Annotated in this window: 11 protein-coding genes and 1 pseudogene; 2 read left to right on the top strand and 10 right to left on the bottom strand. The window is 37.6% G+C overall.

Translation table 11 applies throughout. The features are described 5' to 3' along the window. Positions 1-20: 20 nt before the first annotated feature. The 9 genes from B154_RS0102860 to B154_RS0102815 all read right to left on the bottom strand — a co-directional run bounded on the left by B154_RS0102860 (position 21) and on the right by B154_RS0102815 (position 9,764). Complete coding sequence (locus B154_RS0102860) at positions 21-935, bottom strand: GlxA family transcriptional regulator (protein WP_018611725.1); 915 nt, start codon at positions 933-935, stop codon at positions 21-23. 49 nt (positions 936-984) lie between these two features. Next, on the bottom strand, positions 985-1,836 hold the full coding sequence (locus B154_RS0102855) for an alpha/beta fold hydrolase (protein ID WP_033410999.1): 852 nt from the start codon (positions 1,834-1,836) through the stop codon (positions 985-987). A 128-nt stretch (positions 1,837-1,964) separates the two neighbouring features. After that, positions 1,965-2,324, bottom strand: coding sequence for a hypothetical protein (locus B154_RS27545; protein ID WP_018611721.1), 360 nt, complete (start codon positions 2,322-2,324; stop codon positions 1,965-1,967). Between the two features lie 65 nt (positions 2,325-2,389). Further along, entirely contained in the window at positions 2,390-2,833 is a 444-nt protein-coding gene (locus B154_RS0102845; protein WP_018611719.1) for a DUF6010 family protein, read from the bottom strand. A 33-nt stretch (positions 2,834-2,866) separates the two neighbouring features. Continuing rightward, positions 2,867-3,289 carry a DUF2147 domain-containing protein gene (locus tag B154_RS0102840; RefSeq protein ID WP_018611717.1) on the bottom strand — a complete coding sequence of 141 codons (423 nt, stop codon included), beginning with the start codon at positions 3,287-3,289 and terminating at the stop codon, positions 2,867-2,869. 339 nt (positions 3,290-3,628) lie between these two features. Beyond that, a complete protein-coding gene (locus B154_RS0102835; RefSeq protein ID WP_018611715.1) occupies positions 3,629-4,534 on the bottom strand; it encodes a DJ-1/PfpI family protein in 906 nt (301 codons plus the stop codon). 978 nt (positions 4,535-5,512) lie between these two features. Then, positions 5,513-6,448 carry a DUF4249 domain-containing protein gene (locus B154_RS0102825; RefSeq protein ID WP_018611711.1) on the bottom strand — a complete coding sequence of 312 codons (936 nt, stop codon included), beginning with the start codon at positions 6,446-6,448 and terminating at the stop codon, positions 5,513-5,515. 5 nt (positions 6,449-6,453) lie between these two features. Further along, positions 6,454-8,781, bottom strand: a complete 2,328-nt coding sequence (locus tag B154_RS0102820) for a TonB-dependent receptor (RefSeq protein WP_026259916.1) — start codon at positions 8,779-8,781, stop codon at positions 6,454-6,456. A 317-nt stretch (positions 8,782-9,098) separates the two neighbouring features. Further along, positions 9,099-9,764: a GNAT family N-acetyltransferase gene (locus B154_RS0102815; RefSeq protein WP_018611706.1), complete on the bottom strand. Its 666-nt coding sequence runs from the start codon at positions 9,762-9,764 to the stop codon at positions 9,099-9,101. 555 nt (positions 9,765-10,319) lie between these two features. Between B154_RS0102815 and B154_RS32125 the strand changes: the two are divergent. Then, positions 10,320-10,979 (top strand): annotated as a pseudogene (locus B154_RS32125) (IS6 family transposase). Between the two features lie 57 nt (positions 10,980-11,036). Here the strand turns inward: B154_RS32125 and B154_RS27535 are convergent. Beyond that, positions 11,037-11,858 (bottom strand): polysaccharide deacetylase family protein, encoded by an 822-nt coding sequence (locus B154_RS27535; protein ID WP_018611702.1) that lies wholly within the window; start codon positions 11,856-11,858, stop codon positions 11,037-11,039. Between the two features lie 616 nt (positions 11,859-12,474). Between B154_RS27535 and B154_RS0102795 the strand changes: the two genes are divergently transcribed. Further along, entirely contained in the window at positions 12,475-13,761 is a 1,287-nt protein-coding gene (locus tag B154_RS0102795; protein ID WP_018611700.1) for a glycoside hydrolase family 27 protein, read from the top strand. Positions 13,762-13,802: the final 41 nt, after the last annotated feature.

The raw sequence follows: 13,802 nt of genomic DNA, 5'->3' as shown, positions 1-13,802 counted from the left end.
ATTGGAGAAGCGTGTACTTATTACTTTTTCAAGATCCTATGCAATTGCCTGGCTGTTTTAAATCCGCATTTTGAAGCAATATATTCAATGGTATATTCAGGATTATTAAGCATTGTATTTGCCAACTCCCTGCGTAGCTGCGTATGATATTCCAATATGGTAGAACCAGTCATTTCTTTAAAAACCCTGCTTAGGTTTCTTGGGCTCATACCAACTAAAGAAGCAAGGTCTTCTATAGTATTTTCTTTAGAAAGGTTGTCAATGAGATAATCCTGTACTTGGTGTATTTGGGGATTGATATGATTTCGATAATCTAAATAAATGCTTTGCTGCTTATGCGTTCCACTTCGCCTATGATAAACCACCAGTTCCCTTGCCACCTTATGAGTGAAAAGGGGTCCCTTAAGATTTTCAAGGATACCTAACGCTAAATCAATTCCAGCACTAATGCCTGCACTTGTATAAACGTTATTGCTTTTTATAAACAAAATATCTGCTACCACTTTCGCATCAGAGAACCGTTGTTGTAATGCTTTAACTCGCTTCCAATGTGTTGTACATTCTGTGTTCTTAAGTAAACCTGCTTCACCTAAAGCGAATGCTCCATTACAAATTGAACAAACAGTCATTTTATTTTCCGAACAATCCTTCAACCATTTGAAAAACTCTCGTTCGGCCCGGAAAGAAATGCTATCTACATATTGCCAGCTCATGCCAGGCACAAAAACAAAGTCGTCTTCCTTCAATTGCGCCTCTTTATAATTCAAAACTTTATTAAAGCCAAGTCCTGAAGTAGAAGCTGGTTGATTTTCGTAAGTAAAAAACTTTATTTCTGCCTCAAGGCCATAGGTTTTGGCTTCTGTAAAAACCTGTACTGGGCCTGCAAGATCCAGCAGTTCAACATTCGGAGGTATTATAAATGCTAATGTTCTCATTAAATAAAAATGTCTAAGTAACCATGGGTGTTGTTGAAGTTGCCAACCACTATTTCAACTGGCTAGTTAAAAAATCAGTAAGTATCTGATTGAAAACATCTGGCTGATCCATCATTGGTAAATGCCCGGCATCTTGTATTATAGACAATTTTGCATTTGGAATTATTTTAGCGGCTGCTTCGCCATAAGCCACAGAAAATAATTTATCCTCTTTTCCCCAAATGATAAGTGTTTCATTTTTTATCTGCCGCAAAGATTCATCTGACATTTTGGATACAGCGGATCCTCGTCCTTGTTGAAACGCTTTTTTCCCTCCATTTTCTTTCAGAACAGCTACGGAGTAACAACTATGATTTGGGTCTCTGTTTACAGGATTATGGAGGATATAACGAGAATTAAAACGATTTGCCAAAGAAGATGGAAAAGTATTCATCCATATCGTTCCAACAAGAGGCCAAAAAGAGACTTTTGCACCTAAGCCAGCAGAGTCAACTAAAACAAGTTTATCAACCATTCCTGGGTTGTCTATCGTAAACTGTAAGGCAATAGCACCTCCCTGTGACAATCCAACAATATGTGCGTTAGGTATTTTCAATTCGTTTAGAAACTCTTTGAGCCACTTTGAGAAATAGGGTCGGTCATAAGGAGCATCGGGTTTATCTGATTCGCCATATCCAACGATGTCTGGTACAATTACGTGAAAACGTTTTGCAATATTACCAATCGATGGATACCATGTCACAGCACCAGCACCAGCGCCATGTAGACAAATTACGGGTTTGCCGTTTCCAGCCAAGAAATAAACAGTTTTAACTGAATTAATAGTAACGTCTCGTTGCTCAAGCGGAACCTCCATTATATCAATAAGAGCTTTCCTATAATCGTCTTTTTTTCTTTTCAAGAATTATTCAGTTGTATTTGATATTTAATTACACTTGTATAACGTCGTGAGGTATTATGAATGCTAATATGATTATTAAGTAAAGTAGTACTCTAAATAATCCAGGTTGTAAAAGAAAAACGACGTTATTATTTAAGAGCTTTAACCTCCGATTTTAAAAATAACTTTCTAAACGCGAAATGATATATTTCCGTTTGATTATCTCTAACAGGGTATGCGTTAATAAAAAGCCATCCCTCCTTGCCCATAAAGTTCAATGCGTCAATAATCGTATTGAATTTCTTTAATCTGCCATCGTAGGTTTTAAGCCTGGTGTCACTCCAAAAACTTTTTTCTTCGCCAAAGTCAATATCGATAGTGACCTTGTTGCTTAAAAGCCTGGGAGTGGCAATAATCTGGCAATATTGTTCAACTTTTGAAGTGTCAGCCTGACTGAATGAGGAATAGGACAAGAGTAAAAACAGCCCTATATAAATTGATTTTTTCATTTTAATAATTTCAAAGATTAATAATAGTGTAAAAGTAAAGTGCAGAAGAAGGCTTCGAAGGATAGTTAGATGTCAAAAACGGACATTCCGGGCTTATTAATTACCACCTTGGTTTTTTTTGGCCTTCTAAAAACCAGGAAAAAGTAAACACCCAAAAGCACATCAACTATGAAACAAAATAGCGGATAGTAGGCCGGAACATCAGTTGTTACAAAAGCTGCTTTGTGATGCAGAATATCCCAAATCCCATGAAGGGAGATTCCATAAGCGATTAGCAAATTATTCTTTGAATATCCTATAACTGCAATCAAATAAAAAACTATTGCAACCAGTATCTCCAAGAGGATTGAGCTGACAGGGTTGCCTTTTAATGAAAAGCCAACATAGATAAAGGCAATGGAACATAGACTGGTTGCCGCTACTAACCTCGCAGTAACTTGCTTTGATAGTAAACGAGTGAATACTATTACGAATAATGTTATTGCAATAGCTGAAAGCAGTTGTATCATCTTTTATAATTTTAAAGCTGTTTATAAACTTCATTACATTACCCGTTCGAACATTTCTGTTCTTCCCAAAAGCGTTATGCCTATATACCCTCTTACTTTTAATCTTTTCCCGTCAAAACTCATTTTACAATCATACGTTTTCCCGCTTTCAGGGTCGTAAATCTTGCCATCTTCGTAGCTTCCACCTTTATAGATGAAGTTTGTGAAGAGCTCTGTACCTAAAAGATCTCTTTCCCTTAAAGACGGATTTGGATTTTTCAAGTCTTTCCTTGTGGTTTCAATCCAGATAGATTTCCCGAAATATCTGTCGCCCTTTTTAAAAATTTCAATCTTTGCGTCTTTTTTTGGAGACCAGTAAACTCCAATTATTTTGTCTGCAGCACCTGAACCTGATTTCGCAAATGATAGGGTGAACAGCATGGTTAAAGCAAAACAGAAGATAATGATTTTTATCATTGTTTGTATGTTTTTAGCATTCTAATATTAGTATGGTCAGATACAGGAGAGACACGAGAATAAATTAATTGTAGTCGAGCGTCAACTTTACGCAGTTCTTAAAATTAGTTCCATATAAAGCGGCAATACGTTCAAGACAAGTTTCTATTGGATATAGCTTTTGCTCTGCACCGTATTTTATTATGCTTGCGTTTATAAAAAGATTTTGTTTTGATGTATTAAATGATTTTGGATCTAGTACATGAACTTCATTTATCTGGTCTTTGTCTAAATTTCCTGTTGGGTAAAGGGTTAACCCGTACTTTGAGGTTATGTTTTTTCCACCTACTGAATAGGAGTTTATAGATTTGGGAAGGTTCGCATATAGGTATCGAGGACACTCGCTAATTCAAACTCGTTCAAACTATCAGTCAGCAATACGCCAAGTCTATAGTTTTTTCTAAATAGCATCTTTGATACTATTTTTACAACTGCACCTTTGTTGACAACCAGGCTTTGATGCTCAACCTTAATATCCGGGTGAGGATATGCAACTTCATGAGCAACAGCGTGCATTGTCTCTTCCCCGAACACTCTTTTTATTACGGTCAGGCTTCCTTCAGTAGCGTTCGAAACTCCCGCAGTACTATATAAATATCCGCTTTGGGTAACACTGATATCTTTTACCCAACCTACTTTAGGAAACTGTTTTTGCAAGGTTCTATAGTCAGTAGCATGAGTAGTTATAGGCTTACCATCGTACAATCCTGTCGCAGCCGCTGTTGCTGATCCATCGCAAATAGACAGGATAATATTACTGCCCGTGTAATGCTTCTTTATCCAATTTACGGTAGATGATTTTGGAGGCGTCATTAGATGCACAGTCACATTTGGAATAACAATGACGTCGGGAGTGATGCGCAGTGAATCTATTTCTGAAAAAGAGTAATGAGGAAGAATCAAAAGGCTGTTTATCAGGAGGATGCGGGCTTTTTTCTCCGACACTACATACACGTTGGCTTTTTTAGTAGCACTAAACAAATAAAAGGGAGCCATGAGGTCAAACATTTCTGTACCATCGTTATCGGCAATGATGACAACTGTCTTTTTTGCGCTGTCAAAGGCAGGCTTTGACCGTGATAAATCACTGCCTTTATAGACTTTTAATTTTTGCGAAAAGACTTGCGGAAGAGCAAAATAGAGAACTACACTAATAACCAGCAATACTGTAAAGAGGGTTAATAGTACTTTTTTAATCTTTTTCATAATCTTAATTGTTTGTTTTGCTCATGTAAAGTTGTTACTGATTAAAATGTTTTTTAGGACGATAGTGTGTCAGAAACGGACAAATACGTTTGGTGGGATTTTTAGAATTGATTAAGGCTGCTTTAACACGTTAAAAAGAATAAGGCGCATTGTTAGTGCACCTTATTTTAGAACATCTTAGGTTCATTTGCGTTATCCTTTCAATAGTCTCGGCAATACTGCACGTGTTATCATTAACCTTTACCACACGAGCAGCTTTCACAGGTACATACTTCACATGTACAGTTCGGATTACCACAGGTCTTACTTGTCTGGATTTGGCTTGTTAAGCCTATAAACTTTTTCATAATTTTTTATTGTGATTTAATAAGTCAAAAGTAGATTCTTAGTAGAGCGTTTCTGTTACACAATTATTGATAAGATTTGCAAGATTTTGTGTTCGCATGTTTCATTAACCTCTTGTACTTATTTTGATTTATTTCTTTTCTTCAAAATGCCTCCGCGTTATGAGTCAAGACATCTCTATTTTCATGATAAACTTACGTTTTACTCCGCCTATGGACATTTTGAACGCCGAATTTTCGACTTTCTTTGTTTCTCGCAAAAGCGCATCAGATAGGATAAGCGGCTAGCGTATGGATTGAGACGACAGGAATGGAAGTGGCTACCTGAAATGCAACAGCACTCATGTTGAATATCGGAATTGTTCTATAAAGTGAGTCGTTCTGAGTAGTTACCGATATCACTCGTAGCTCTTAGAGTAATACTTTTGATAAACTTATCATTTATATTATGTTAGAACCAGCGAAAGGAATCGGTTTTCCTGGTCTTGTAAACATTTGTTTTGGTAATCAGCAAGCTTAAGGATGACAAAAAACCTTGTATTGAACCTTGCATTTGAAAAAAAGCCAACAAATAAAATTACGAAAATGTTAGAGGCTACAATGCTAATTGCACGGCAAAAGATGGTAACATAAATTATTTAACCGCAACTGTTTTACTTTGTAAGGTTTGTGCACTAAAATATCCTAACGCTCCACCTTTTATATTAGTCGATGGATTACCCGGTGTTGCGCTTTGGTTTTCGCCTGTCGAACTTTGTGCAAGGCTGAACCAATATTTATAAACAGGATAATCAATACTTAACAAATCAATTCTTACATTATCACCTGCTTTCAATTTCTTTTCGTCGTTGTCGTCGTTACTGAAAAAGTAGAGCGTATTTTCCATTTGTCGTCCATCACTATAGCTGTCATCTCTTACAAAAATTGTTTTTTCCTTTACTCCGTTTACGTATTGAACACAGCGGTAAGCATTACCAATGCCGGGAGGGTCTTTCAAAGATACAGTGGCATATTTGTTTGTTTCGCCAAAGAAAGTTCTTTCAGATATGTATAAACTATCGAAAGGAACCAGCGCCGGCATGGTAGAGGTGGATGTAAAAGTCTGACCTGCGACCTTAACGGTTAAGGTATAGGTATGTCCGGAAACACCTGTAAGTTTATTTTCATAAACGCCGGGACTGGTTTCAGTCAGGGTTACAGGAGCAGCATTGTTGTCTGCAATAGTTACCTGTGCCCCAACGACCCCGTTGAACGTATTATTTTCGCTAAAATTTTTTGTTTGCGTAAGTAACACTTTGCACGAGTTTGGCTGATCGGTCAACACTGCTTCGACGACGTATTTTTTCTCAGCTTCGTTGAGGCCAATGTTTATAACCTTTTGGCAGGATGTGAGGTACACAGCAAACGATATGAAGCTGAATGACAGTACTCTCCGGCTCAATAAAAACCTGTTGCTGTTTTTTGTCGAATAGAATTGGTGCGGTACAAGTGAGTGGCACAACCAAAGCTGAGCAGAGCGCTTTAGTTGGGTAAATAAAGAAGAAATGTATTTTTTATATATCGTTTGCATATGGATTAAAATTTGAAATTGAATGAAACAGAAGGAATGTATTTAAACAGTGCTGTGCGAACCGCTTCTGTTTTTTGCGGGTCATCTTTGCTTTCACGAAACGAAATGGTATAAGCATTTTCTCGACCATAAGCATTGTATAAACTAAAGGCAAGTTCTGACGAATATTTCTTCTTCTTTTTCAGTTGAAGAGTTGCTCCTAAATCAAGACGATGATAATCAGGCATACGATAACCATTGCGTTCAGTGTAATAAAAGATCACCTGGTTATCTACCCTGTATTTGCCGGCAGGAAAGGTAACAGCATCGCCAGTATAGAAGACCCAATTTGCTGAAAGCGTCCACTTCTTACTTAATTGATACATACCAACGATAGCTATATCGTGTGTACGATCTTGCCTTGCGTTGTACCACTGGTCGTTGTTAATGCCATCAATCTTGCGTTCTGTTTTAGAAAGGGTGTAACTGAGCCATCCTGTTAACCTTCCTGTTTGTTTGCGCAGCAACCATTCTATGCCATAAGCTCTTCCTTTACCAAATAATAACTGCGATTCAATTGCATCGCTATTAATATAAATATTGGCTCCGGTACGGTAGTCTATCTGGTTTTGCATGGTTTTGTAATACGCTTCGACCGTAAGTTCGTACTTATTGCCTGCTAAGTTTTTGTACCATCCAAGCGAAACCTGGTCTGAGATTTCCGGCTTTATTACATTCGTGCTGGCCAACCATTTATCGGTAGGGGACCCGGTGGTGGAATTGGATACCAGGTGAAGGTTTTGAACGTTGCGAACATAAGATGCCTTTATAGAAGCCGTTGGATTGAATGAATAACTCAGGGCAACACGTGGCTCGAGGTTTACATACGTTTTTACAATCTCCCCGCTTTTATAACTGAAAGTATTAGTTACGTTTCCTGCTGTATCAAATGCATAATAGTCGCCCTTTCCTACTACGCTAAAGGCTGTAAGACGTGCGCCATACGTTATATTCACATTGTCAGAAGCTTTGGAAGTGTTGGAAGCATACAAGGCGTTCTCCCATGAATACCTTCTCTGGCGGTCAGAGGCATTGATATTGGATGTAATCGACGAAGTGATTTCGCCCGGGCGTATGGTATGGTGAATAGAGTTGAAACCAAAACGCAGGGTGTTGCGTGAACCTGCATACCATTGAAACTCGTGCTTTAAATTAACGTCCCGAATTTGAGAGAAAATATCAAAATCGTTGCTGCCACTACGGATAGAGATTTTATAGTCGTAATTGCTGTATATGAACGAAGTATTGGAGAATAATTTATTGCTGAAAATGTGGTTCCACCTAAGTGTGCCCGTTCCGTTACCCCATAGTAAAGCAAATGTTTCACCTACGCCAAGTTTATCTCTTCCGAAGTAGCCTGATAGATACAACCTGTCTTTTTTACCCAACTGATAATTGAGTTTCATATTAAGGTCGTAGAAGTATAATTGATTTTTGTTGATAGCAGAATCTTTTGAAAGTTTCAGGAACATGTCGACATAAGTTCTTCTACCCGAGACTAAAAAAGACGATTTACCTTTTTGTATCGGCCCTTCGACGTTGAGCTTTGTTGAGATTAAACCAACGCCACCGCTTACATCATAGTCCTGGTTGTTGCCTTCGTTCATTTTTATATCGAGTACGGATGACAACCTGCCACCGTATTGTGCTGGCATACCACCTTTGTAAACGCTAATATCTTTGATAGCATCAGAGTTGAAAGTGGAGAAAAAGCCAAGGAGGTGTGAGGCATTATATACAGTAGCTTCATCTAACAAAATGAGGTTTTGGTCGGCAGCGCCGCCACGTACATAAAAGCTACTGCTGCCTTCGCCTGCTGACTTTATGCCTGGTAAAAGTTGTATCGTTTTCAATACATCTCTTTCTCCTAAAAGCATTGGAATATTTTTAGTTTCGGCTATTGTCAGCTTGTCCATACCCATTTGAGGATTGGAAATGCTACGTCGTCCTGTGCTTCTTACAACTACCGCTTCCAGCTCTCTGGTTTCTTCACTAAGAGACACATTGAGTACTATGTTTTTGTTTAACTCTAATGATTGCTCTTTTGCTTGCTGTCCAACCGCACTTATTTCTAAGGTGTAATTTCCTTTTGTTAGAGTAAGAGAGTAAAATCCATATTCGTTGCTGGTCGTTCCGGTCGTTGTATTCTTTACTCGTACCGAAGCTCCTATAAGTGTTTCACCTGTCTTGGATGAAGTAATGGTGCCACTAATTGTAAATTTTTCCTGCGCATGCAGAGTCGCCGGAAGAGTGAAGACCAGGAATGTAAGTATTGAAAATAATTTTGTACGCACTTTATTGTTTTTTAAGTTTCGAATAGTAGGGGAAGTAAAAGAAGCTGTGTAAATGTTCTTTTTCTGACAGGCGAGCGGCTGCAAAAGTAGATTTAAACGTATACAAGTAGACAACCTCCTCTTTTAATTTTTATAAACGGTTCAGTTACAACATATTTGGCTGCAGTATTTAGGATGAAGGGCAATGATAATCTACAACATCTCTTTTGTAAGATTGTTCGTAGCCATTGAAAACACAAACACTCGTATCCCTATGCAACTTTGATTGCTTCAGATTCATTCGTAGGTTAAAACAGGCTATCGCTTAGGGGCTAATTTTAAATAAACGCCGGTAAGTTGTAATTTTTGCATTCCTCGCCCTCGTTACCGCAACAGCACTCCAATATTCTTTTCTTAAGATATGGGCTGCTGCAATTCCAGCACGAGGAAGCTTCATCTGAAGATCGGTAAAATCCCATTGCTTTTAGCGGATTCAAATCAAATTGATATTGCTCATCAATCTTCAGTTCCGGTTGCATAGATTTTCCTATAAATAGACTGCCAACATGGATAAACCCTGCTTTCGCTATACCTTTTAAGGATGCCTTGTTTTCCGGTGCATGAATTATCCAGTAATGAGAAGTTTCTGCCGGGTTATATCTTATTATGTGCTGCAGCAAAGCGGCATAAATGCCTAAACCTCTGAACGCAACCAATGTTCTAAAGTTCCAAAGGTATCCGTGGTTGTGCGGCAATGCAAATTCGTGATTTAGCTCTCCAATCTTCGCTTTTCCCATTGCCATCCATCCAAACGATGCAGGTTCATCATTAATATATGCGACAAAAGCAAGATTATTATTAGCCAGGCGATTGTTCGCTTCTTCAATAGTAATATCACAAAGCTCAGACAGGAACACAGGATTACTGCTTTCTTCAACCGTCAACCCTGTAGGCATTTTCACTTTAGGAAGTTTGGTTGATGTTGCTATAGTGTAAAGAGACATAAGAATAAGTTAGTTTGGTTTGGTATTAATGTAAACAGGAGACGCTTTTTGCTTCTCCTGTTTATGTTTTGCTTTTACGCACAGCCACAGGTACAACTGATGGAGTTGCAGTCGGTACCACAAATACAATTGCTACTAGTACAGTTTGAGCAATCACAGTTCTCATTTTTGAAGTTAGTTTTCATTTTCGTTTTGGTTTAAATATTAAAAATTATGATGATGTAAAATTACCTGTGCTACGGCTAAGAAATGTTATACAATCATGGAAAAGATTTATATAATTTTTTGAAAAGTAATACATGTTGTTTCTAATTATCTGACGTTTGCCCGCTTGAACCTTTCTAGACACACAGTCTAAACTATCTTGCACTTGAGAATTAGCTTTTTCATTTTTCTACTTTTTTGGTTATGAAATTTTCTACCACAAAGTTGAAAACGAAGTATAACTATTATTGGACGAGAAGATGTCATAAACGGACAACTTATAGGTTATTGAAAATTCGTGTTCTGGCGCATCTGCAATATTATTTCGCCTCGAACGGCTAGATTTGTTCGATGTTTAAAGGGCATTGCTCTCCCCAAGGGGTAATTCTACAAGCTGTATATTTTAAATTAAGATTCAGTTTAAGCTATCGTGATGTGGAAGATTATTGTCAATCTGGGGAGTATTGGTCGACATGCAACAATACAAAGATGGGTATATAAGTTTACTCCATTTGATTGAAGTTGTATTAAAAAAAAGAATAAAATTACTTGGTAATAGCTGGAGGACGGATGAAACTTATATTAAGGTGAAAGGAGATTGGATGTGCTTGTATAGAGCTGTTGATAAGGAAGGAAAGACAGTTGATTTTCTATTAACTAGGAGGAGAAGTAAACTGGCAGCACATAAATTTCTATTGAAAGCAATTAGTAATAATGGGTGTCCCAAAGTGGTTAATATTGATAAGAGTGGAGATAATAAGGAGGCTATCAGAACTTATAATAACAGGTCCTTAAAGAATATAAGGATAAGACAGTGTAATTATTTAAATAATAGGGTAGAAGGGGATCATCGATTTATAAAGTGGAGAATTCAGAATATGTTGTTTTAAGAGTTTTAAATCAGCATCATGGACCTTGATAGGATTAGAAATAGTAAGGATGATTAAAAAGGAACAAGTTACTTTTCCTAGGTGTACTTATTTCAAAACATTTTGTTCTATGACAGCATAATTATCAGGGAAAATGATAATACATACTTTTATTTCAATAGACGCGACAAAGCCATAATTAGTTAGGGTAATCTGATAACCATGAGAGCCGGTAATCTTTCCTATTCTTCAGCTTTTCAATCAACCGCCTCAATTGAAGAAAATTATAGCTATTCTTAAATATACGATCATGAGCAAGTAAAACTAGGTTACCTGCCTTTCTTGTTTTATTGTGTTCAAATAAACTATCCAATTTTTTTATAAGAGTGTCGGCGGTTATAGCAACATTCAAGCTTTTAGGATTTAAACTCCATTCGAAATCCCAACCAATTAAAATAAAACCCGCTTTTCGTAAGGAATCGGCTGCCGCCACACTATTTTGAATATCGGTTTTTTTAACAGTACCAGTACGCCAGATATTCCGCCCGGGCATCCTTGCAATGTTATTAGTAAAATCAAGGCTATCTTCGGTCAATTTAAAATCTGTGACAACAGAATCGGGGCACAGGTAAAACTTATTGAAGTTATTGTGCCATGCATGAGTATATCCATGGTTGCATAGTTCTATATATGGGTCTGCCTTTAGTGCTGCCCATGTTTGTCTTTGCTTTCTGCTATTAAATACATGGTTCCCAATTATAAAAAATGTAACCAAAATTTTTTCGTATTCAACAGTTTGGCTTACATTATTTGTCCCTGTACCTGGCCCGTCATCAAATGTCAGGAATAGCGTTTTCTTAACTTCGTTCGGAGAAACTTTAGAAGCTTTAATTGTCCTGTCTTTATTATTTTTTTTAGCAGTAGCAGAGGGGCGATTACAAGACATTAAAATAGCACCTGAAAATAATATAAGCAGGGGAAATATTAGAACCACTTGCAAGAGCACGATTACCGCCTTCATAAATCTTTGTAGGGATATGTACAGATTTAATTGTTATTACAGCTGCAAACTTTACAAAACGAATCACCCTATAAATCATTTTTCTCTGTTTTCTATACAGCATTAATCAGGCATAGGAGATAACTTACAAAATACAGAATAGAAATTTAAATTGCAACTCGCGAAGAAATTGTATTAGATGCAATTATTTTTGGTTGTGTCCCACTGTGATACTATTTGTTTTGAAGGAGTAAATTTGCTGAATGTGTAAAATTGATTGCTTCCCTAAAAGGGCAATTCTATAAGCGTATATATTAAATTGAGATTTTAGTTTAAGCTGTGGTCGTATGGAAGAGTTATAGTCAATCAGGGAGTATTCGCTAGATCACGCGATAATACAAAGATGGGTATATAAGTTCACTCTATTGCTTACAAACATTTACTGAAAGAGTATGACTTGATAATGATTAATAGAGTGAAATGATCCTAACTAAAAAAGTATATAAATAGAAGGATGTTGCATTGATGGACGGATAAGTTACAAGTTTGTCGTACTGGTTAAGAAATTCGAAAAATAATATTCACTCGATAAATATGGTCAGTTAAAAAATTGGTAGTAAAAATTAGATAAAGATTCATGATAAAATTTAAAAGAAGTTCAATTGTTTCAGGTTCAATATTCCTGTTTTTGCTTGCAGGATGTGCAATAAAAAGTACTGTAAACACCAACAAGGCAAACAGAGCGACGGTAACTGACCAAAACCTGGCATTAACCCCACCTATGGGTTGGAATAGTTGGAATGCATTCGGGGAGAATGTAAATGAGCAGGTTATACGTGAAACAGCAGATGCGATGGTTAAGTCGGGTTTAAAGAATGCAGGCTTTTCTTACGTGGTTATTGATGACATATGGCAGGGAGGAAGAGACTCGTCAACAGGAATGTTATATGCCAATCCGAAAAAGTTTCCATCAGGTATTAAAGCCCTGGCAGATTACGTTCATAGCAAAGGACTTAAGTTCGGCATTTATTCAGATGCAGGTACTAAGACTTGTGGTGAAATGCCCGGCAGCTACGGTTATGAAAAAAAAGATGCAAGACTTTTTGCAGAATGGGGAATTGATTTTTTGAAATATGACTATTGTTTTTGTCCTGATTTCGTTTCCGCTAACAACGATTACAAAATGGCCATTAGCAGGTATAAAGCGATGGGAGATGCGCTTAAGGCGACAGGACGCCCCATTTTATTTAGTATTTGCGAATGGGGTCCACGCTCGCCCTGGCTGTGGGGTAAAGAAGTGGGGGGCCAGATGTGGCGTACATCATACGATATTCATGACATTTGGGATATACCCCGCAATGAAACAAGTCCTATTGGAATTCTTACTTCGATAGATGTAATGGCTGATCTTGGTCGCTTTTCCGGTCCCGGTGGATGGAATGATCCTGACATGCTGGTAGTAGGGCTAAGCAATACAGGATTTATTAAAGGAGGCGGTTGCAATGATATTGAGTATCGCACCCAGATGAGCATGTGGTGCATGTTTTCTGCTCCGTTGATGGTAGGTTGTGATATCCGTAATATGAACGAAGCCACAAAAACTATTATCCTTAATAAAGATATTATAGATATTGACCAGGATTCGTTAGGAAAACAAGGGTATCGTGTAATGAGGAAAGACGGTCTTGAGGCATGGAAGAAACCCCTTTCCGGTAACAGGATCGCCATTGCATTGTTTAACAGAAATTCATCAGATAAGACCATTACTGCTTCCTGGAAGGATTTGGAAATGGAAGCAGGGACACGCTACCATGTATTTGATGTGTGGAAACATTCTACTGAAGGCCGAGCAGACGGAAACCTTTCTGCAAACTTGCAACCTCACGAATGCAAGGTATTTGTTCTTTCAGTTTCTAAAACTTAATAGTAAATTTTACTGCTGTAAAATCGGATAAAATCGGCGAT

Source organism: Segetibacter koreensis DSM 18137 (assembly GCF_000374045.1).
Taxonomy (GTDB): Bacteria; Bacteroidota; Bacteroidia; order Chitinophagales; family Chitinophagaceae; genus Segetibacter; species Segetibacter koreensis.
This window is presented reverse-complemented; position numbering and strand designations above follow the sequence as displayed.